This window comes from Nocardia sp. CA-119907 (genome assembly GCF_050955995.1).
GTDB lineage: Bacteria > Actinomycetota > Actinomycetes > Mycobacteriales > Mycobacteriaceae > Nocardia.
Map to the genome: position 1 here is coordinate 9240848 of NZ_CP192091.1, position 20998 is coordinate 9261845.

At 67.0% G+C, this 20998-nt stretch carries 21 protein-coding genes; 11 read left to right on the top strand and 10 right to left on the bottom strand.

All coding sequences use genetic code 11. The annotated features are described in order from the left end of the window. Positions 1 to 2 precede the first annotated feature (2 nt). Positions 3 to 1292: an adenylosuccinate synthase gene (locus tag ACQP2D_RS41485; protein WP_433681340.1), complete on the bottom strand. Its 1290-nt coding sequence runs from the start codon at positions 1290 to 1292 to the stop codon at positions 3 to 5. A 302-nt stretch (positions 1293 to 1594) separates the two neighbouring features. Here ACQP2D_RS41485 and ACQP2D_RS41490 point away from each other — a divergent pair, with 302 nt between their 5' ends. The 3 genes from ACQP2D_RS41490 (at position 1595) to ACQP2D_RS41500 (ending at position 4182) form a co-directional block, all read left to right on the top strand. Continuing rightward, positions 1595 to 2254, top strand: a complete 660-nt coding sequence (locus tag ACQP2D_RS41490) for a hypothetical protein (RefSeq protein WP_433681341.1) — start codon at positions 1595 to 1597, stop codon at positions 2252 to 2254. After that, positions 2251 to 3036: a site-2 protease family protein gene (locus ACQP2D_RS41495; RefSeq protein ID WP_433681342.1), complete on the top strand. Its 786-nt coding sequence runs from the start codon at positions 2251 to 2253 to the stop codon at positions 3034 to 3036. Before ACQP2D_RS41490 ends, ACQP2D_RS41495 begins: the two co-directional genes overlap by 4 nt. Positions 3037 to 3333: 297 nt before the next feature. Next, a complete protein-coding gene (locus ACQP2D_RS41500; protein WP_433681343.1) occupies positions 3334 to 4182 on the top strand; it encodes a glycosyltransferase family 2 protein in 849 nt (282 codons plus the stop codon). 295 nt (positions 4183 to 4477) lie between these two features. Here the strand turns inward: ACQP2D_RS41500 and ACQP2D_RS41505 are convergent, their stop codons facing one another. The 3 genes from ACQP2D_RS41505 to ACQP2D_RS41515 form a co-directional block, all read right to left on the bottom strand. Continuing rightward, positions 4478 to 5581, bottom strand: a complete 1104-nt coding sequence (locus tag ACQP2D_RS41505; protein WP_433685925.1) for an FUSC family protein — start codon at positions 5579 to 5581, stop codon at positions 4478 to 4480. Between the two features lie 105 nt (positions 5582 to 5686). Next, complete coding sequence (locus ACQP2D_RS41510; RefSeq protein WP_433681344.1) at positions 5687 to 6136, bottom strand: DUF3151 domain-containing protein; 450 nt, start codon at positions 6134 to 6136, stop codon at positions 5687 to 5689. A gap of 87 nt (positions 6137 to 6223) precedes the next feature. Continuing rightward, entirely contained in the window at positions 6224 to 7981 is a 1758-nt protein-coding gene (locus ACQP2D_RS41515) for a hypothetical protein (protein WP_433681345.1), read from the bottom strand. Positions 7982 to 8039: 58 nt separating this feature from the next. On the opposite strand from ACQP2D_RS41515, the gene ACQP2D_RS41520 reads away from it, so the two are divergent. Then, positions 8040 to 9143, top strand: coding sequence for an Rv0361 family membrane protein (locus ACQP2D_RS41520; RefSeq protein WP_433681346.1), 1104 nt, complete (start codon positions 8040 to 8042; stop codon positions 9141 to 9143). A 144-nt stretch (positions 9144 to 9287) separates the two neighbouring features. Continuing rightward, entirely contained in the window at positions 9288 to 10313 is a 1026-nt protein-coding gene (locus ACQP2D_RS41525; protein ID WP_433681347.1) for a fused (3R)-hydroxyacyl-ACP dehydratase subunits HadA/HadB, read from the top strand. Between the two features lie 10 nt (positions 10314 to 10323). Here the strand turns inward: ACQP2D_RS41525 and ACQP2D_RS41530 are convergent, their stop codons facing one another. After that, positions 10324 to 11781, bottom strand: a complete 1458-nt coding sequence (locus ACQP2D_RS41530; protein WP_433681348.1) for a DUF4185 domain-containing protein — start codon at positions 11779 to 11781, stop codon at positions 10324 to 10326. A gap of 198 nt (positions 11782 to 11979) precedes the next feature. Between ACQP2D_RS41530 and ACQP2D_RS41535 the strand changes: the two genes are divergently transcribed. Continuing rightward, positions 11980 to 12177 (top strand): excalibur calcium-binding domain-containing protein, encoded by a 198-nt coding sequence (locus ACQP2D_RS41535; RefSeq protein ID WP_433681349.1) that lies wholly within the window; start codon positions 11980 to 11982, stop codon positions 12175 to 12177. Between the two features lie 43 nt (positions 12178 to 12220). Beyond that, on the top strand, positions 12221 to 12556 hold the full coding sequence (locus ACQP2D_RS41540) for an excalibur calcium-binding domain-containing protein (RefSeq protein WP_433681350.1): 336 nt from the start codon (positions 12221 to 12223) through the stop codon (positions 12554 to 12556). 41 nt (positions 12557 to 12597) lie between these two features. Here the strand turns inward: ACQP2D_RS41540 and ACQP2D_RS41545 are convergent, their stop codons facing one another. Further along, positions 12598 to 13716: a BTAD domain-containing putative transcriptional regulator gene (locus tag ACQP2D_RS41545; RefSeq protein ID WP_433681351.1), complete on the bottom strand. Its 1119-nt coding sequence runs from the start codon at positions 13714 to 13716 to the stop codon at positions 12598 to 12600. A gap of 30 nt (positions 13717 to 13746) precedes the next feature. Then, positions 13747 to 14781: a class II fructose-bisphosphate aldolase gene (gene fbaA, locus ACQP2D_RS41550; RefSeq protein WP_433681352.1), complete on the bottom strand. Its 1035-nt coding sequence runs from the start codon at positions 14779 to 14781 to the stop codon at positions 13747 to 13749. Positions 14782 to 15104: 323 nt separating this feature from the next. Between fbaA and ACQP2D_RS41555 the strand changes: the two genes are divergently transcribed. Continuing rightward, on the top strand, positions 15105 to 15761 hold the full coding sequence (locus tag ACQP2D_RS41555) for a DedA family protein (RefSeq protein WP_433685926.1): 657 nt from the start codon (positions 15105 to 15107) through the stop codon (positions 15759 to 15761). A gap of 19 nt (positions 15762 to 15780) precedes the next feature. Continuing rightward, positions 15781 to 16464 (top strand): DedA family protein, encoded by a 684-nt coding sequence (locus ACQP2D_RS41560; RefSeq protein ID WP_433685927.1) that lies wholly within the window; start codon positions 15781 to 15783, stop codon positions 16462 to 16464. Between the two features lie 3 nt (positions 16465 to 16467). On the opposite strand, the gene ACQP2D_RS41565 is transcribed toward ACQP2D_RS41560, so the two are convergent. From ACQP2D_RS41565 to ACQP2D_RS41575, 3 genes are read right to left on the bottom strand one after another with little or no spacing between them, the layout of a single operon-like run. Further along, positions 16468 to 17628: a glycoside hydrolase family 76 protein gene (locus ACQP2D_RS41565; RefSeq protein ID WP_433681353.1), complete on the bottom strand. Its 1161-nt coding sequence runs from the start codon at positions 17626 to 17628 to the stop codon at positions 16468 to 16470. 45 nt (positions 17629 to 17673) lie between these two features. Then, on the bottom strand, positions 17674 to 18351 hold the full coding sequence (locus ACQP2D_RS41570) for a TrmH family RNA methyltransferase (RefSeq protein ID WP_433681354.1): 678 nt from the start codon (positions 18349 to 18351) through the stop codon (positions 17674 to 17676). Between the two features lie 28 nt (positions 18352 to 18379). Beyond that, on the bottom strand, positions 18380 to 18715 hold the full coding sequence (locus ACQP2D_RS41575) for a DUF4190 domain-containing protein (protein WP_433681355.1): 336 nt from the start codon (positions 18713 to 18715) through the stop codon (positions 18380 to 18382). 95 nt (positions 18716 to 18810) lie between these two features. Between ACQP2D_RS41575 and ACQP2D_RS41580 the strand changes: the two genes are divergently transcribed. Both ACQP2D_RS41580 and ACQP2D_RS41585 read left to right on the top strand, forming a co-directional pair. Next, a complete protein-coding gene (locus ACQP2D_RS41580) occupies positions 18811 to 20175 on the top strand; it encodes a sensor histidine kinase (protein ID WP_433681356.1) in 1365 nt (454 codons plus the stop codon). Next, positions 20172 to 20825 carry a LuxR C-terminal-related transcriptional regulator gene (locus ACQP2D_RS41585; protein WP_433681357.1) on the top strand — a complete coding sequence of 218 codons (654 nt, stop codon included), beginning with the start codon at positions 20172 to 20174 and terminating at the stop codon, positions 20823 to 20825. Before ACQP2D_RS41580 ends, ACQP2D_RS41585 begins: the two co-directional genes overlap by 4 nt. Positions 20826 to 20998: the final 173 nt, after the last annotated feature.

Sequence of the window (20998 nt, forward strand, 5' to 3'; positions counted from 1 at the left end):
CCCTAGCCGAGTACGTCGTGGCGGACAATCGTCTGGTCACGACCGGGTCCGACGCCGATGCAGGAAATCCGGGCGCCGGACAGCTCCTCCAGGCGCAGCACATAGGCCTGCGCGTTGGCGGGCAGTTCCTCGAAGGTCTGCACCTGCGAGATGTCCTCCCACCAGCCGGGCATCTCCTCGTAAATCGGCTTGGCGTGGTGGAATTCGGTCTGCGTGGTCGGCATCTGCTCGACCCGCTTGCCATCGATTTCGTATGCGACACAGATCGGCACCCGCTCCAGACTCGACAGCACGTCCAGTTTGGTGAGGAAGTAATCGGTGACGCCGTTGACCCGGGTCGCGTAGCGCGCGATGACCGCATCGAACCAGCCGCACCGGCGGGCCCGGCCGGTGGTCACACCGACCTCGCCGCCCTGCTTGGCCAGGTATTCACCGAAGTTGTCGAACAGTTCGGTCGGGAACGGACCCGATCCGACGCGGGTGGTGTAGCACTTCAGGATGCCGAGCACCGTGTTGATCTTGTTGGGTCCGATGCCAGCGCCGACCGCCGCACCGCCCGAGGTCGGATTGGACGATGTCACATACGGATACGTGCCGTGGTCCACATCGAGCAGAGTGCCCTGCGAGCCCTCCAGCAGCACGGTTTCGCCGCGCTCCAGCGCCAGATTCAGCTCCAGCCGGGTGTCGGCGATGCGGTGCTTGAAGCTGTCCGCCTGCGCGAGCACCTCGTCGACCACCTGCTGCGGATCGAGCGCGCGGCGGTTGTAGATCTTCACCAGCACCTGGTTCTTGAACTCCAGGGCCGCTTCGACCTTCTGGGTCAGGATCTTCTCGTCGAGCACATCGGCGACGCGCACGCCCACCCGGGCGACCTTGTCCTGGTAGCACGGACCGATACCGCGGCCGGTGGTGCCGATCTTCTTATTGCCGAGGAAGCGTTCGGTGACCTTATCGATGGCCACGTGGTACGGCATGATCAGGTGCGCGTCGGCCGAGAGCAGCAGGCCCGAGGTGTCGACGCCACGCTCCTCCAGTCCGGCCAGCTCCGCGAGCAGAACGCCGGGATCGACCACGACACCATTGCCGATGACATTCGTCACGCCCGGGGTGAGGATGCCGGACGGGATCAGATGCAGCGCGAACTTATCGCCATTGGGCAGTACGACGGTGTGACCGGCGTTATTGCCGCCTTGGTAGCGAACCACCCATTGCAACCTGCCACCGAGCAGATCGGTTGCTTTGCCCTTACCCTCGTCGCCCCACTGGGCGCCGATCAGGACGATTGCCGGCATGGTCGTGTCTCCTACGGTTCGACGCGCAACACCCGGGAGATGGCGGTCGGCGCGGCCGACCGGGTGGGTAACCACCTGTGCTGCAGCTACCTGCCGTACTGAGGCGGTGGCCGGAAGCACAGTCTACCCAAAGCGTTCGAGGCGGCATCGAACCGGATCGCACCGTAGGCTCGACAACCGTGTGGCCGCAGTCGGGCAGGACTATGGTTGCGTGGCACTGGCGGACGAGCAGGGGTCCGACCGGGAAAGTGGCGAGGGTGGCCGACGGGATGTCGGCCGAACCGAGGAGGGTGTACCGCAGTTTGAGTACCCACGTTCTCCGTTGCGACGGCGCACCGGTACCCATCGCCCTCGCGTCACTGCAGATCTCGCGGACGACCGCCATCCCGAACAACAGCGTCATCGATGAGCTACTGCCCATCCTCGCCGCCGACAGCCTGCCCCGGCTGATCGTGCTCGGCGACGACGCCGCCCTGGCCTCGGTGCTGACCCATCTGATGCGCACCGAACGACTCCATCTGGAGATCGGCTACGTGCCCGTCGACAAGACCTACGGCTCGCGCGTCTACCAAACCGGGACCGGCAATGCCGCCGCCAAGCGGGCGGTGGAGGGCCGCGCAGCCGAAGTCCCGCTGATCCGTGACGACACCGGCACGGTGCTGGTCGGACGGGCCGTGATCACCGGCCCCGGCGGCGAGAAACTCGAGGGTGAAGCCTATGTGGACGACGCCCAATTGTTCTCCGGCAAGGTCAACGCGATGCTCGTCTCCCCGACGCTCGAACTGCCCGGTGTGCGGGCCACCGTACCCAAGGGCCTGCGCAGACGTCGCTGGCTGGCGGGCCGGGCCGCGCAACTGGGCACACCGGGAGCGGTGGTGACCCGCGACGGCATTGCCAATGAGCGGATTCTGCCGCGCTCGTCGTTCTATCGGCATCACGAAAACTGGCTACTGGTTCGATGACGATTCCATTCCCGAAGAGCCGCTCCGGACTCGGGGCCGTCCGGCCGAGCCCGGTGTTCCTGCTGGTGATCGCGATCTCCGTGGCGGGCGGGGTGCTGGCCTGGGGTGCCGACGTGCAGTCCACGCGGGCGAAGTTCGGGGTATTTCTGCTCGTCGTCTTCGGCTGGATCGTCACACTGTGTCTGCACGAGTTCGCGCATGCGTTCATGGCCTGGCGGGCGGGCGATCGCGAGGTGGAATTGCGGGGGTATCTCACGCTGAATCCGCTGAAATACAGCCATCCGCTGCTGTCGATCGTGTTGCCGATGGTGTTCATCGCGCTCGGCGGTATCGGATTGCCGGGCGGCGCGGTGTACGTGCACACGCATAACGTCAGCCCGCGCATGCAGCGCATCATCAGCGGTGCGGGTCCCGCGGTGAACGCGGTGTGCGCGGTGCTGCTGTTGGTGGTCGTGCGGTACTTCGGCAGCGACACTTCGCATCGCGCGTTCTGGTACGGCCTGAGCTTTCTGGCGTTTCTGCAAATCACCGCAACGCTTTTGAACATTCTGCCGGTGCCCGGGTTGGACGGGTACGGCGTGATCGAGCCGTCGCTGAGCTATCAGACCCGGCGTGCGCTCGATCAATTCAAGCCCTTCGGCATGCTGATCTTGTTCGCGCTGCTGTTCACGCCGTCGATCAACAAGGTGTTCTTCGACGCCGTCTACTCGCTGTACGAGCTGTCCGGGGTCGACGCGGATTGGTCGCGGTTCGGCAGCTGGCTGACCCGGTTCTGGACGTAGCCACTTTCGAACCGGTCGGTCCGATCTATTCCCAGCGTTGGGATCTCGCTGTTCATCCGTGCCAACTATCGTCCTCGACACCCGCTCAAGAAGTTTGAGCGGTTAGGTTGCGAGAAGGAACTCACCGGTCGATCGCGACGAGCGGCGCATTCAACTCTCGCCTGACGAACACCACGGCGACGACACTCTCCGACTCGCCGCCATTCCCGCGGTAGACAGCGCTGTCCTGCCTCCGACCGCCCGCAAAACCAGGCGGTCGTCATCTCCAGCTGTGCTCGACCCTCTTGGAGTTATGCCATGACTGGCACGCCATCCCCCATCACCCTGTCGGTGGTCATCCCTGTTCTCGACGAAGCCGCGCTCATACTGCGGTGCCTGGACCGACTCGTCGACCAGGAAGCCATCAGCGAAATCATCGTCGTCGACAACGGCAGCACCGACGGCACCGACACGATCGTGCGCGAATACGCGGCCGCACATCCGAAGGTCGAACTCGTCTACGAGGAGACGCGGGGCCTGATCCCCGCACGCAATACCGGACTGGCGAAGGCGCGCGGTGATTTCCTTGCCCGCATCGACGCCGACACCTTCGTCGAACCGCACTGGGGTGCGGCCATCCGCGACTATGCCACCGCACATCCGGATGTCGCCGCGACGACCGGTATCTTCACCTACCACGACTCGCCGGTCCCGTTCTTCCTGAACATCGGTGTCTGGGCGAAGCTGAAGCTGGGCATGTTCGGCGGCCCGGTCGGCAATATGCACGGCGCGAATATGGCCATCCGCCGCACCGCATGGGATGAAGTCAAGGGCGACACCACCATTCGGACCGATATCCACGAGGATCTGGATCTGGCGCTGTGCCTGTCGATAAAAGGGCTGCGCATTCAGCAGCTCCCGGAACAGCGGGTGCGGATCTCGGCCCGGCGGCGCCGGACCAATCCCCGTGAATTCTGGACCTATCAGTTGCGCGGACTGAACGCCATCACGAATCGGGGCTATCCCCTCCTGCCGGCGACCCGGGTCTACGCCGGCTTCGCCTGGCTGGGGCACACCGTGCAATGGCCGATCTATCGGCTGTGGGATTTCGATCGCCGCCGCTTCACCTTGCGCGGCAGTCCGGAACGCCTGTCCCCGGTGGACTGAATCGCGGGTACCGGTCGCCCGGTCCGACCTCCCGGACCGGGCGACCTCTTCGCTCGACCACGCTGCGCCCCTACCCGCCCGGCCACCACACCATATGGCCGGTAGGGCGTTTCGCCATCGTGCGAAGCCGCCGAACCGCGCTACCCCTCGTTACCGCGGTTACCTCTAGAGGCTATGACCGCGGCGATGCGCGAACACGAGTAGCGGACTACGCGATGATCGCCGTTTCGCGCGTCTGGGACCGCGCAGGCGGTCCGCACAATGGAAAATGGCTGAAGTCCGCTGAGTAGTCGGGCTATTGCTCGGGCGGCACATGCGGATTCGGGACGGTCGGGGGCAGCAGCGCCATTGCGGAGATACGCCGCATACCGCAGACCTGCATCAGATCGACCAGCATGGAACGCATTTGCGCGAAGACCACATGCGCCGAAAGTCCCGCGCCGTCAACGAGTTCCGGCCGCGCGGCCTTGGCGACGCCGCGCAGCACCCTGGCGGCCTCGGCCTGATCCGGCTGCTGGCCGGGATCGGCGAGCATCATTCGGCGCACCACATCGACGGCCTGGGCCAGGCGCTCGAGTTCCTCGATGAGTCGGGGATCGAGGATTTCGTCGTCCTGGACCAGCGTCAGCGAACGGCGCAGCAGCACCCTGGTGTTGCGGACGGCGTTATCGAGCGGATCGGCGGTGGCGCGGATGCGGTCGAGGCGCGCGCGCGAATTCCAGTAGAGCGGAGAGATCCGGCTGATCTCGCGACCGCCCTCCAGGGTGGAGCGCAGGCCGTCGATCTGCGGCTGGGTCTTGCGGGAGGCGGTCAGGGCGAGGCGGATCTTCTCCGGGGCCTGTTCGAGCAGTCCGTCGGCGCACTCGTGCAGCGATTTACCCATCACCGCAAGCACTTCCGCGGCCTGCTCGCGGGCCCGGCGCACCGGATGCAGCGGTATCGCGGCGACCACGACCACACCGACCAATCCGCCGACCAGCGCGTCGATCATGCGCGAGAAGCCGCCGCCCGCCGAGGGCGGCAGCAGGGTGGCCACCAGCACGGCCGAACCGGCGGCCTGCATGGTGATGATCGATCCACCGTCCAGGAATACCGCGAGCGCCATGGCCACCGCGACCACGAGGGCGATCTGCCAGACGCCGGTGCCCGCACGCGTGATGAACAGGTCGCCGATGCCGATGCCGACCGCGACGCCGACCACCAACTCCACCGACCTGCGCAGCCGCGCACCGAATGAAATGCCGATCGAGACCACGGCCGCGGTCGGTGCGAAGAAAGGCTGGGTATGCCCGACTATCTTGTGCGCGATGAACCAGGCCAGCGCCGCACCGACCGCGCACTGCAAAATCGGCAGCGCGGACAGCCGCAACCGCGCCCATGAGCTGCGCAGCTTCTCCATACTGCTGGCGCGGGCAACACCAACGGGCGAATTCGGGTCGAGCCCACCCGTCGCCCGACCGCCACCCCCCATCGAATCGCTACGCGATGCTGCTTTCACGTCGTCTCAGTCGAGCCCGAGCTCCGCAGCTGCGCGTGGGTCGCAGTCCTCCAACAGATCTAGGCAGCGCGCGTACTCCTCGGTCTCGCCGACCGCTCTGGCCGCGCGCGCGAGCGCGGCGACGCTGCGCAGGAAACCGCGATTGGGCTCATGGCTCCAGGGCACCGGGCCGAACCCCTTCCAGCCATTGCGCCGCAAGAGATCGAGGCCGCGGTGGTAGCCGGTGCGCGCGAACGCGTATGCGGCGACGATGTCGTGGTTGACCACCTGCGCATCGCCCTCGGCCCCACCGCGCGCCAACGCGGCCTCGGCGAGATGGGCCCATGCGATCGAGGCGGCCGGATGCGCGGCCGCGACCTGCACCGGATCAGCCTTCCCGAGCAGCGCCTCCTCTGCTTCGGAGTCTTCGGGCAGGAGTACCGGTTGCGGTCCGAGCAAGTCACCGAACGAGGTCATGCGGTTCATTGTGCACCGACCGCCCGGACCGCGGCGCGGGGGAATCCTCACAGTTGGACGAATAGCTGATTAGGCTGGCCGTCGAGTTCAACTGTTCCGCCCGACCGAGGGGTAGTAGGTGTCCGACCCGAACGACGAGAAGAGCCCGGCACGAGATACCGGCCGATCCGCCGGAGCGGCCGATAACGCGCGCCCCGGCGCGCCCGCGGACCGGACACCCGCATCGAACCCCAACCCGTCCGCGGCGACCGGCGCGTCCCAGCCCGGTGCTTCCGCAGACCAACGCGCGGCCGCCGCGCCGACCCGCCCGATTCCGGCCCCGCCCGGTTCGAAGTCATCGTCGAGTCCGACGCCGTCGTCCGGTTCGAAGCCATCGCCGGGATCGACAGCCTCATCCGGTTCGACACCGTCGCAGGGATCAACGCCATCGTCGGGCTCGACGCCATCCGGTTCGAAGCCATCGTCGGAACCCGGCACGTCTGGGGCATCTGGCGCAGCCACCGAGGAACGCGCGGCCGCCGCGCCGACCCGGCCGATCGCGACACCACCGGCTCCGAAGCAACCAGCCGGTACCGCGCCGACGCGCGTTCCTGATGCCTCAACAGGTGATATCGCGGCGCTCGGCAAGCCAGCCGAAGCCGCGGCCCCCCGACCGACGCCACCTGCCGCCGCCGCACCCGGCCAACCGGCCGGATCCGCCGGTGCACAGCCGCCCACATCCGCTGGTGGCGGCACCACCAAGCCTTCAGCGGCAGGCCGATCCGCTGGCGGCCCGGGCCGCCCCGCCCCGAGCGCGACGAAACCGTCCACTGGTAGCACTCCGAGTGGTTCCCCCGCTGCGAAGCCGACTTCCGAAGCGAAGACCGTCGCGATCCCGCGCGGCGTCACCGAGGCCGAAGCGACCGCCGAAGAATCGGCTGCGGCAGCTACCGCCGCGAGCACCGCCTCAGCCGCCGCGAACCCCTCCGGCAAGCCGACACCAGCGACCGGCAGCCCTACCAACGCACCGACCACCGATGCCGCCCGCCCCGGCACAGCGGGCACCGCGGCTCCCTCGGGCAGGCCCACACCAACAGCTGGCGCACCCGCAAGCACAGCCGCATCCGCCGCAGCGCCCTCCAACAAGCCGACACCAACAGCTGGCGCACCCGGCAACGCACCGACCGCCGCAGCATCCGGCACGCCGACACCAACAGCTGGCACCCCCACCAACGGACCGACCAACATTGCGGCCCGACCGGGCACACCCCCCGCCGCGAGCAACACCGCACCTGCCGCGCCTCCCACCGGCAAGCCGACACCAGCGACCGGCAGCCCCACCAACGCACCGACCGGCGCGGCTCCCTCCGGCAAATCGACGCCAACAGCTGGCGGCGCCACCGACGGACCGACCAAGGCTGGCGCCGGACCCGACGCACCGACTGCTGCGATCAAGCAGGGCGGTCCTGCGGTCCGATCCGCACGCGCGGCAGCGACATCCGCTGCCACGGGCGGTTCCGCAGCTGGTCGACCGGCCGATGCAGGTAAGGGATCCGTCCCGGCCGCCGCCAAATCCGCACCCAACGAACCCACCGCGACCGCGGCGACGAAACCCGGTGCTCCGGTGGGTGCCGAGTCGGGAGGCCCGGCGGGGCCGTCCGGCAGCACCGCCGCACCGGCTGGCGATGCCGCAGCGTCGAGCCGGACCGCCACTCCGTCCGGCGCCACGCCTGCTCCGGCCAGCGGCGCAACCTCAGCTGGCGCATCGTCGGGCCGCACCACCCCGGCCGGTGATACGGCCAAACCAGCCAGCGGTGCCGCCGCGGCTGCCGCCAGCGCCACCGGATCGTCCGGCCGCGCTGCCACGCAATCCGGCGCAGCCCCATCCGCTGCTACACCATCCGCAGGACCTGCGGAGACCGTTGTGATTCGGCGTGATTCGAATAGCGGATCCACGGCATCCGCCGATGCGAGTGCGGATCAGGTCGATGACGCGGGAGCGGATGCGGCGACCACAGTGATGCCGCGGATCGAACTGGTGAAGCCGTCGGCGGGTACCAAGGATGCGGCCACCGCTTCGACACCCCCGGAGGAGGCGGGCGGCGACGAGCCGGATCTGGCCGGGGCCGATGACAAGACCGTCGCCATGCCGGTGGTTTCGAGGCTGGATGCCGAGAAGACCATGGCACTGCCGATTCAGCGGCCCGTCGATAAAGACGCGACGCAGCGGATGCGGACCGATGCGAAGCCCGGTACCACCGATCGGGTCGTACCATCCGCGGCGCGACCCGGGCCGGTCGCCAAGCCGCCGAGTACGCCGCGGCCGGCGGCCGGGCCGAAGCAGGCGGGAGCGCAAGGACCCCCGCAGGGACCCGGGGTCGAGGACACCGCGCCGTCGCCCCCGCGCCCGCCGGCTCGCCAGCGTCAGGTCGCGTCGGCGCCGTCACCGGCGGATACCCAACTGACCCGGCCCGCGCAGCCGGTCCAGCCGCGGCCGCCGCAGCCACGGCCGATGGCGCAACCACAGCGGATCACGCCGCCCGCCCAACCGGCCGATGCCGCCGCTGCCGAAGCACCGGCCGGGTCGAAGCGCCGGTTGTTCGTGGTGCTCGGGGCGGCCGCGGTCGCCGTCATCGCGGTGATCACGCTGGCGGTCGTACTGATCGGGAATCGGGGCGACAACTCCCCGGAGGCCAAGGTGCGCGCCAGCATCACCGATTACACCGAGGCATTGAAGTCCGGCGATCTCGCGGCGCTGCGCAAGTCCACCTGCGGACAGCTGCACGACTTCTATCAGGGCATTCCGGAGGACCAGTTCGCGGGCGTGCACCGGCTATCGCTGGATCGCAAGAACATTCCGGTGGTGGCGAGCGTCGATGCGATCCGGATCACCGATAAGACCGCGATCGCACAGGCCACCGTCTACACCGATGCGGATCCGTCGAAGCGATCGGCCAGAACCTTCGATCTGGAGCGGACCGACGACGGCTGGAAGGTCTGCGATCCGCCGACCGCGGGGACGCCCTAGACGGTCGCCGCCATAACCAAAAGGCAAGCCCTCTAACCGGTAGTGAACATCACACTTACCTGGTCAATGGACCGATTCGCCAGTAGCATGGCCCGGATCATGGTCAGGGAGCAGACAATCGCACAGCCGGAAAACGATGTAGTTGTGCAGACAGACACAATGGCGGGACGCCGGTTCCGGGTGCGCGAGCACTATGCGGTCGGCCGGGAGAAGGTCCGCGAGTTCGCCCGCGCAACGCAGAGCCAGCACGGCGCGCATCATTTCGAACACGATGCGCGCGAGTTCGGCTACGACACGATCGTCGCGCCCCCGACATTCGCCTCGGTCATCGGCATCAGTGCGACCCGGGCGCTGCTGGAAACGGTGCTGGCCGATTACGACCTGTCCCAGATCCTGCAGACCGACCAGGTCTTCGAGCTGACCCGGCCGATCGTGGCGGGCGATCGGCTCAGCACCGAGGTCGTGATCGAATCGATCCGGCAGTTCGGCGATAACGACTTCATCCTGGTGACGTTCTCGCTGACCAACCAGTACGGCGAGATCGTGCAGTCGGGTTCGACCACCATCGTGGCGCGCCGCGGTGTCGAGGTCGACCCGAATATCGCCGACGCCGTCGAGAACATCATGATGCACTCGCGCCCGGTGACGGTCGGTGATATCACCGTCCCCGACAGCGGGCCACTGGTCGCCTTGGCCGCGGACGCCCCGGCCCCCGGAGCACCCGCGGTGCCGAGCGAATTCGTGCACACCATCCCCGACTTCGACCAACTATCCGTCGGCGATCAGCTCCCGGCCGGAACCGCGCAGGTGACGCGCGGCGATCTGGCCAACTATGCGGGAGTTTCCGGCGATCCCAACCCGATTCACTTCAGCGAGCGTGCGGCCCAACTGGCCGGACTCCCGACGGTGGTGGCGCACGGAATGCTGACCATGAGTCTGGCGGGTGGCTATTTGACCTCCTGGCTCGGCGATCCGACGGCCATCGAGAAGTTCAGCGTGCGGTTCTCCGGATTCGTCCCGGTGACGTCCGAGGCGCCGAGCACCGTCGACTTCAGCGGGAAGATCAAATCGCTCGATCCGCGAAGACGCACCGCCACCATCGTGCTCGCGGGCACCTCGGAGGGCCGCAAGCTGTTCGGCCGGGCCATCGCCGAGGTCCGATTCGCCTAGCGGCGCGACCTCATTCGATGGTCGCGTGCATGAGATACACGTTGTAGTCGCTCCAGGTCGACATAGTGAAGTACAGATCCGAACCCGAGGACCAGGGGTGGATGAATCCGCCGTACAGCTCCGGGTAGTCGGTCACCCGCACCGTCGGTGCGGCATCGGACCACACCCCCTGCGGTGAATTCGATTCGCGGACGACCAGAGCCGCCATCGCGGTATCGAGATAGCTCATCTGCCAAACATTTCGGGCGGCGTCGAAGCGCACCGACAGCTCACCGACCGGTCCGTCGACGATCGGGCTCGCGGAGCCGAATCCGCCCACCGGAGTCCAGTTTCCGTCGCGCCAGTACTGATAGGCCGTGGTGTTGAGCAGCTGATCCTTCGGCACCCGGGCGAGGCCGACCGCCGCGAGCCGAGTATTGGGCGTGCCGAACATGTATACGTAATCGCCCTGCGGAACCATCGCGCTCACTTGGAAATTCGCGAGTCCGAAGATGTTGTCCCAGCGCGCGTAGGGATCCTTGGTCCAGGTCTGGCCGTGGTCATCGGAATAGGCGATGCCACCGTAATTGGTGAAGAACGTGCCGGGAAAGCTGTTCCAGGTGCGAATCGACATATAGCTCAGGTACTGCCGCTCGCCGAGCGCGAATCCGGAGGTCGGAATCGTGGTGACCTCGACATTGTCGAGTTTGCGGCTGGAGAGCACTTCCGCCGCGTGGCAGCGGTCGTCGGTCACCATCCGGTCGTAGGTCATGCCGTCGGACAGATCGCGGTCGGTGCTGAAGGCCAGCACGTTACTGCGCCAATCCATTCCCATTCCGCCGGGTGGGTGGAAACCGCGCCCGATGGTGTCACCGAAGGCGGTGGCGATCTCGCCCGGCGCGCTCTCCCACATGATCCCGAGGTCGGTGCCGTCCACCTGCCAACGCTTATCGGTGCGATTCACCGAATTCGCGCCGGTCTGCTTGGCCACCTCGGTGACCGAACTGATGCGCGGCGTCGACCGGGTCGCGGACAGCGGGGCGGGTTCGGTCGGCGGATCCACCGGCGGCGGGGGCGGCGGCATCGCACCCGGATCCGGCGCCGGTCCGGGGATCGCGAAGTGGAAGGGCTTGGGACTCAAGAGAATTTCCGGAATGCCGAGTCGGCTGGCCAGGCTCGGCGGCGGTGTCGGCGCATCAGTCAGATCCGGGCACGGGTTGATGCACGGATTCGACGGCAACTGCATCTCGGTCCGCGTCGGCGCTGGCTCGGGCCGATCCGGCGGCAGCACGGTGATCACCGGATACGGGACCGGCACCTCGACCGTCTTGGGCACCAGACCCTCATGCTTCGCGGGCGGATCGCTCACACATGGACCGGGCACCGGGCCGATCTCCTCCGGCGTGGCACCGGCGGGTCGACCCGCGTACGTCAGCGCCCCGGCCGTGCACGCGACCGCACCGAGCACCGCCACCCACCGCCGAGTCATCCGCAACCCCTCGATATCTCGCGCAAAATGGACACCCGTCTCCCGGCCACCGCGCCGCATCGAAGCCCTGCGCGATGCCGTGCACCAGCGCGCCCGACCCTACCTTTCGTCTCCCCTCTGCTCCGTCCGACTTACCGACCGAGTCACCATCCACCGCCAACAGCGAGAAATTAACCGGAAACTTCTACTCCATTCTCGATGCCGGAGCGCAACCACCCTGCTACCGTCCACGGCACGACAACTCGAGTCGGGGTGAGTGGCCGTCCACCGGGGGAGCAAAGGGCCTCCGGTGGTTCTCATCGGTCCCGCCGAGCGGCAAAGGCTCCGCCGCATCGCGGCGACCCGGGATATGCATCCCACCTGGACCGCGACAACGATGGAATCGCCTGCGAATAAAGGGCACTGACATCGGGGCGCAAAGCGGAGCAGGATGGAGCATGTGAAAGCTTCACTGATCTGTCGCCACGCTGTGCCCGCGCTCGGTGCCGCCTGTCTGGTGATCGGCGGCCTCGCGATCGCATCGCCGATCGCCGCCGCCGATTCGGCCACCGTCGAATTCGTTGCCGGGCCCGATAGTTCGCTTCCGGTGCCGAGCTATCGACCGGGTCCGAAGGGGTCGAATGTGCCGCCGCCGGAGACGTCGAAGGAGGAGTCGCCGAGGTATTACACCGATTGCGATCAGGTGCGCGCCGAAGGAAAGCTTCCGCTCTACCGTGGCCAGCCCGGTTACGCGCCGTACCTCGATCCGGACGGCGACGGTATCGCCTGCGACTGAGGGCAGACCGCACGAGCCTGCGACCGAGCAGACCCAGCTCGCTACTGAACCGCTTGGAACACCAGCACCGTCGCGCCGATGCGGATGATGTCACCGTCGGCGAGCAGCGCACCGCTGTCGATCGCGCCGTCGTTGACGTACACGCCATTGGCCGAATGCAGATCCTTGATCAGCAGTCCGGCCCGGCTCGGCATGATGTGCGCGTGATAGCGACTGGCCTTCGGATCGTCGAGGACCAGATCGTTATCGGTCATCCGGCCGATTCGCATGCCGCCCTGCGCGATTGCCATGACCCGGCCGTCCGGCATGCGCAGCTGTCCGCTGCGGACCGCACGCGGCATCTCGGTGACGGTCTCGGTCATCGCCGCGGCAAGCCGCTCGGTGCGCTTGAGTTCCATTGTGCTCAGCGGCTCCTGGCGCAGCACCCGCTGCTCCAGATCGACCAGCACCGGCCCCGGATCGATGCCGAGTTCCTCCGCGAGCACCGTGCGCACCCGGCGGCACGCGTCCAGCGCGTCGGCCTGCCGACCGGACAGATACAGCGCGGTGATCAGCTGACCCCATAGCGGCTCGCGCAGCGGATGCTCATTGGTCATCGCGACCAGTTCGCCGATCACCGATGCGGCACGCCCACAGGCGATTTCGGCATCGATGCGGGCCGAGGCGGCCTGCAGCCGCTCCTCGTCCATCGCGGTGGCGAAACCGTCGGCGAACTGCAATCCGGCCAGATCGGCCAGTGCCCGACCGCTCCACTCACGCAACGCATTCCCGAACAGCTGCGCCGCACCCACGTGATCGCCGACCTCGGCGGCGCGCGCGCCCGCATCCCTGGCCGCCTCGAAGCGTCCGAGATCGCAGGCATCCTCCGGGATTTCGAGCCGATAGCCGGATGATTCGGTGCGCAGCACCATGGCCGGGTCCACACCGGAATTACGCAGCGCCTTACGGATATTCGAGACGAATACCTGCAGGCTGGCGGCGTAGGAATCGGGCGGATCCTCGTTCCACACCATATCTGCCAGCGCAGCCGAAGCCACCGCGCGCCGTCGATTGACGGTCAGCGCGGCGAGCAAGGCTCGCGGCTTGGGCCCGCCGACCGCTACCGGTTCACCACCGACCAGCAGTCGTACGGGCCCGAGCACGCGCACATCCAGACTCATGTGCTCAATGCCCCCCGAAGGGTAAAAGGGTCAGGCGCTGATCGAGCGACCCGCGGACTTCAGATCATTGCACGCCTCGACGACACGTGCCGCCATGGCGGACTCGGCCTTCTTGAGGTAGCTGCGCGGATCGTAGGTCTTCTTGTTACCGACCTCACCATCGATCTTGAGCACACCGTCGTAGTTGGTGAACATATGCCCGGCGACCGGCCGGGTGAACGCGTACTGGGTGTCGGTGTCGACGTTCATCTTCACCACGCCGAAACGCAGCGAATCCTCGATCTCCGACTTCAGCGAGCCCGAACCGCCGTGGAAGACGAAATCGAACGGCTGCGCGTCGGCCGCCAGGCCGAGCTTGGCCGCCGCGACGCGCTGGCCCTCGGCCAGCACCTCGGGCTTGAGCACCACATTGCCGGGCTTGTACACGCCGTGCACATTGCCGAAGGTCGCGGCGAGCAGGTACTTGCCGTTCTCGCCAGCGCCGAGCGCGTCGATCGTCCGCTCGAAGTCCTCGGAGGAGGTGTAGAGCTTCTCGTTGATCTCGGCCTCGACACCGTCCTCTTCACCGCCGACGACGCCGATCTCGACCTCGAGGATGATGTTCGCCGCGTGGGTCGCCTTGAGCAGTTCCTTGGCGATCTCGAGGTTCTCGCCGATCGGGATCGCGGAGCCGTCCCACATATGCGACTGGAACAGCGGGTTGCGGCCCGCGTTCACCCGCTCCTGGGAGATGGCGATGAGCGGACGCACGAAGGTGTCCAGCTTGTCCTTCGGGCAGTGGTCGGTGTGCAGTGCGATGGTCACGTCGTAGCGCGCGGCGACCACGTGCGCGAACTCGGCGAGCGCGACCGCACCGACGACCATGTCCTTCACACCCTGGCCCGAGCCGAACTCGGCGCCACCGGTGGAGAACTGGATGATGCCATCGCTGCCCGCGTCGGCGAAGCCCTTGATAGCCGCATTGACGGTTTCCGAGGAGGTGCAGTTGATGGCCGGGAAGGCAAAGGAGTTCGCTTTGGCCCGACCGAGCATCTCGGCGTAGACCTCCGGAGTCGCGATGGGCACTGTGAAGACCTCCGTGTTGTGCGGAAAAAGACAATTCTGTCAGCCCTCAGAGTAGGGCAGCGCGCTTTCGCACGATGTCAGGGGACCTTCCTGCGCGGCGGCGGGACCATACGAACCGGCCGGTCCGACGAGGCGAACTTTTCGCACAGCGAGAGGTTTCTCAGTTGGACCCGGTACTGTTGGCCGCGTAATTGCGCTGGCAGCTTCCGATGCGGTGGCAAGCAATGCAGCCAGCCGTACCCGGGACAGGAGGCCGCGTGATTCTGCTGGCAGCGACAGAATCGGTGACGAGCAACGTCGCATTGACCCAGTTGCTGGACCCGATGCACCTGCTTACGGAGACGTGGCTGAAGAACGCGGTGCTCCCGGCGATCCTGGTGATCGTCTTCATCGAGACCGGTCTGCTCTTCCCGATCCTGCCCGGTGACTCGCTACTGTTCACCGGCGGCCTGCTCTCGGCGACGGACAATCCGCCGGTATCGATCTGGGTGCTTTTGCCCGCCGTCATGGTGACCGCCTTCGCCGGCGACCAGTGCGCCTATTGGATCGGCAGGGCGATCGGGCCCGCGCTGTTCCACAAGGAAGACACCCGGTTGTTCAAGAAGCATTACGTCACCGAGACGCACGCCTTCTTCGAAAAGCACGGTCCGAAGACGATCATCCTGGCCCGCTTCGTGCCGATCGTGCGCACGTTCATGCCGGTGCTCGCGGGTGTGTCCAAAATGGATTACCGCAAGTTCGTCACCTTCGATATCGTCGGCGCGATCCTGTGGGGCGGCGGTGTCACTGTACTGGGCTACTTCCTCGGCAATATCGAATTCATTCGCAAGAACATCGAGCCGATCTTCCTGCTCATCGTCCTGATCTCGATCCTGCCCGGCATCATCACCGTGGCGAAGAAGATCCTGAACCGCGGTGCGGACGAGGCCGGTCAGCAAGACGCCGCGCTGACCGCCTCGACGAACGAGCCGACCCACTGAGCCGGTGTCCACCGCGCAGTTGCCCCTAGCAGTGGGCAGTTTCGATCCGCTGACCTCGGCGGGCCCCGCGCTCGTGTGGACGGTGGTGCTCACCTTCGTCTTCCTCGAATGCGCGTTGATCATCGGGCTGTTCCTACCCGGTGACTCGATGCTGATCACCGCGGGCATCGTGATGGCCTCCAACGCGACCGGCGAGGCCCATGTCTGGGCGCTGTCGGTGGGCGCGATGATCGCTGCCATCGCGGGCAACCAGGTGGGTTATGTCATCGGCCACCGCACCGGCCATCACCTGGTGGCCAGGAAGAACGGCCGCTATATCAACACCCGCAATCTGCAGCGGGTCACCGAATTGCTGCAGCGGCACGGTTTCCTCGCGGTGCTCATTTCGCGCTGGATCCCGTGGGTGCGCACGCTGTGCCCGATGGTCGCGGGCGCGGCGCGGATGGACCACCGCAAATACACCGTGGCCAGCACGGTCGGTGCCATCATCTGGGCGCCGGTGCTGCTGCTCATCGGCTACTACGCGGGCAGTTTCCTGGAGCGCGTGCCGTGGCTGATGCCCGGCGTCATCGGGACGCTGGTGGTCGGGCTGATCATCGGAACGGCGCTGGGCATCCGGCATTACCGGCAGGAGATCGCCAAGCCCGCCGAGGATTTCGATCTCGAAGCCGCGCCGACCGGCGTGGTCGAGTCGGAGTGCTGATTCCTATAGTCCGGCGGCGCTGACCTGGAACGCCGCCTCCATCAGCAGCCAGCCCGACAGCTGTACCGACATATCGCGTTCGGGCACCCGTGACGAGGTCACCGAGCCGCCCGCGGTGAGATATCCGGCGCCGGACCGGCCGCCGGGTAGCTGTGCTGGCTTGTTCCAGTCGTGCCCGAACAGCGGTTCCCCCTCGACATCGAGCCGGTTGGCCCAGGCCGCCGTGGCGCTGGCGCGAACGATCGCCGCAGCGGCGCGCCGATCGGCCACCTGTTGCTGATCGTCGCCGGGCAGCATCAGCGCGACCACCGCCAGATAGCGGGCCAGGATGCCGTTGAACAGACCGCCGTCGCCGCCACCGCCACCGTTGATCACCCCGTCGGTGGTCATGTACTCCTCGACCGCGGCGAGCAGCCGGTGCACCCGCTCGGTATGGCGCGGCTCGCCGGTGTGCACCGCGAGTTCGGCCTCCAGGCCCAGCACCACACCCTGGCAGTAGGTAAAAGTCGGGCTCTCGACCTCACCGGAGGGCAGATGGATGCCGTCGAGGATCAGGTCGGATTCCTTATCGCGCAGCGTCGCATCGATCCAGTCCGCCATCTCCTGCGCGCGGGCGTGGCGGCCCAGGCGCAGCAACGCGATCGCGGTCGGTCCGTTGGCGGGTGCGTTGAAGTAGTCCGAGCCGATGCGCCACGGCACGCCGCCGCCGCGCGCCGGATCCCATGCCCCGTACAGCTCCTTCTCGAGCGCGACCAGACCGCCGCGCACCTCGGTGATGCCCTGGGTTCGCTCGGCGCGCTCCAAAGCGATAGCCAGCCAAGCCATATCGTCGTAGTAGTTATTGGTCCAGCCGGTGATATTGCGGATCCGGTGCGCACGCGCGATGGCGGCGATGCGCTTGCGGCGCTGCGGAGTCGGCACCCGGTTGGCGGCATCGACCGCGCAGTCGATCAGATGCGCCTGCCACCAGTAGTGCCAGGAGGCGAAGACGCGCTCGCGGCGGGTCGCGGGCCAACCGACCACACCCAATTCGGTTCCGGGACAACCCCATAGGGCACGCAGGTGCCTGGAGACGATCGCGGCTTCGGCCATATCCGACCGTTGCGACCACAGCGCGGACGGGGGTGCAGCGTCGCGCCCGGTCTCCGGGCTCCGCGAGGTCATGGGTCAATGGTGCCAGCTTCGACCCGGTTCATAGGGATCTTTTCGTTACCAAGCCGACGTCAAATCGGCATGTTGCCGGATCCACGCGTGCATGGCGATACCGGCAGCGACTCCGGCATTGATACTGCGGGTCGAACCGAACTGCGCGATCGAAACCGTCAGTGCGGCCGCACCCTTCGCATGTTCGGTGACGCCGGGCCCCTCCTGTCCGAACAGCAGCAGGCAGCGTTGTGGCAATTCGACGGTTTCCAGCGGGACGGCGCCGGGCACGTTGTCCACGGCGACCACGGTCAGCCGCTCCCGCTCGGCGAAGGCGATGAGCTCGCCGATATCGGTGTGATGTTCGATGTGCTGATAGCGATCGGTCACCATGGCGCCGCGCCGATTCCAGCGCCGCCTGCCGACAATGTGCACGGCCGCCGCGGCGAAGGCGTTGGCGGTGCGTACCACGGTGCCGATATTGGCGTCGTGCCCGAAGTTCTCGATGGCCACGTGGAACGGGTGCCTGCGCCGGTCGATATCGGCGATGATCGCATCGCGCGACCAGTAGCGGTAGGCGTCCACGACATTGCGGCGGTCGCCGCCCGCCAGTAGCTCGGGGTCATAGCGGGGATCGCTCGGCGGCGCCCCGTCGTGCTCCTCGACCCATGGCCCGACCCCGTGCGGATGCTCTCCCCATTCGGTGGGTCCTGGCTGTTCGGTCGTATCCGGCGGGTGGTTCACGCCGACGATGCTAATTCCCCGGGCGCGGCTAGTAGGTCGAGGACGAGCTGCCCAGGACGCCGACGGCGGCCAGGATCACCATGCCGATGATGAACAGAATGGTCAGGATCAGCAGCATCGAGGAGATGATGCCACAGACATATCCGGCCATCACGCTGCTGCGACCGCCGATCGCGCCGCCGGAGGCATCGATCTCGTTGAGTGCCTTCTTACCCATCACCCACGCGACCGGTCCCAGAAACTGGCACAGCAGCAGGCCGAGAATCCCCAGAATCATGATCGTGATTGCCTGCGGGTGATCCTGTGGCCCATAGGCTGGGTAGCCGTACGGCGAACCGTACGGCGGTGGCGGCGGGTAGTTCATGCGCAGGATGGTAGTTGGTGGTGTAGCTGGCTACACCTCGGATTCGGCGGTCAGCTCCATCGAACGCCGCCGCGATCGCGACAACCATGGAGCCCATGACCGAGACACAAACCCTCGTGCTCGACGCGCCGACCAGCAAGTCCGGTACCGACGCGCGCGATGTGCTGCGCGCGGTACTGCGGGCACCGTTGCAGGCTCGCACCGGGAAGCAACTCGCCTATATCTTCACGGTTTTCGTGATCGGCGTACTCGCCATCGGCTATCTGTTCGTCGGCTTCGGCGGCGGGCTGTACGCCTCGATCGTCCTCATCGGTATCCCGGTGCTGGCACTGGTGGTTCTCGGCGGACGCATCTGGGGGAAGGTCTATCGCGCGCTGGCCCGGGATCTGCTCGATACACCGGTGGACGGGCCGCCGCCCTACGTCTCGCAACCGGGCTTCCTCGGATTCCTGAAGAGCGCGTTCACCGATCGCGCGAGCTGGCGGGCCATCCTGTTCCTGTTCGCACAGGCCGTACTCGGTGTGGTCGGCGGCTATTTCGTGCTCATCACGGTCGTCGTCACCGTATTCACGGCCCTGTCGCCCATTCCATGGGTGCTCTTCGATCCGATAAACGTCGATGACAACGGCGTCGAACACCATTCACTCGCCCAGTTCGGTTCCTTCTACATCGAAACCTGGCCAAGGGTTTTGCTGATGTCGGCGGTCGGCATCATCGGCTGCCTCGCCCTGCCGTGGCTGCTGCGCGCGGTCTGCTGGATCCACGGACTGCTCACCGTCGCGTTGCTTTCCGCGACCGCGCGGGACCGACAGCTGGTCGAGTTGCAGGCGAGCAGGCGTGCGGCGGTGGAGGATTCGGCGGCAACCCTGCGCCGGGTGGAACGGGATCTGCACGACGGTACGCAGGCGCGGTTGGTCACCATCGCGATGGCACTCGGCCGGGCCGAGGAGCGGCTGGCCGCGGGCAACGATGCCCGCGATCTGATCGCCGACGCGCACGCCAACGCCAAGGAGGGATTGACCGAATTGCGCGAACTGGTGCGCGGAATCCATCCGCCCGCACTCGAATTGGGCCTGGAACCCGCGCTGGAGACGCTGGCGTCGCGCTGTGCGGTTCCGGTGCAGCTGCGGGTGCACCTGCCGCAGCGGCCGAATCCGGCGATCGAGGCGATCGCCTACTTCTCGGTCGCCGAACTGCTCACCAATGTGGTCAAACACGCGAATGCCACCAGCGCATGGGTATCGGTGCTGCCGACCGATGCGCGTACCATCGCGGTCTCGGTGCGCGACAACGGAATCGGAGGTGTGCTGCAGCCGATGGACGGGGAATATGCCGCGGGCAGCGGACTCTCGGGGCTGGCAGCGCGGGCCCGCGCGGTGGACGGCACGCTCACCGTGCAGAGTCCGACCGGCGGCCCGACCGTGGTGACCATCCTGCTGCCGATGGCCGGACCGCGATGAGCACACCGTTGCGGGTGGTCATCGCCGAGGACAGCGCCATCCTGCGCGACGGTCTGGCCGGGCTGCTGACCGAGCGCGGCCACGAGGTGGTCGCCATGGTCGGCGACGCCACCACCCTGAGCGATGTGGTCGGCACCCACAACCCCGACGTCGCCGTCGTCGATGTCCGGATGCCGCCGACCTTCACCGACGAGGGGCTGCTCGCCGCGATCGAACTGCGCCGCAAATATCCGCTCACCGGCGTACTGGTGTTCTCGCAATGGATCGAGACCCGCTATGCCACCGAACTTCTCGCCGGTGGCGCGAGCGGCGTCGGCTATCTGCTCAAGGACCGGGTGGCCGACGTACGCGACTTCGTCGACGCACTCGACCGGGTCGCGACCGGCGGCACCGCACTCGACCCGGAGGTGGTGAGTCAGCTGATGGGTGCTTCGCGCCAACAGGATTCGCTCGCCCGGCTCACCCCGCGCGAGCGCGAGGTACTCGAACTCATGGCACAGGGCCTGTCCAATAACGCGATCGCGTCCGCACTCACGGTCACCGAACGCGCCGTCGAGAAGCACATCGGCAATATCTTCACCAAACTCGATCTGCCGCCCTCGGATACCCATCACCGCCGGGTGCTCGCGGTCCTGCGGTTGAAGGGCTGAGTCGGCCCACCGACGCCGCCGAGAGCAGCACGGCGGCGTCGACGGGTGTCGACCGAGCCGCCGATGGCGACGCGGGCGGACCGCCGTCAGGTCGGCGGACACCGATCGATCACCGCGCTGACAGTGCAGTGGATACAAGCCGGTCACAGCTCTGGTCAAGGCGCATTCACGCC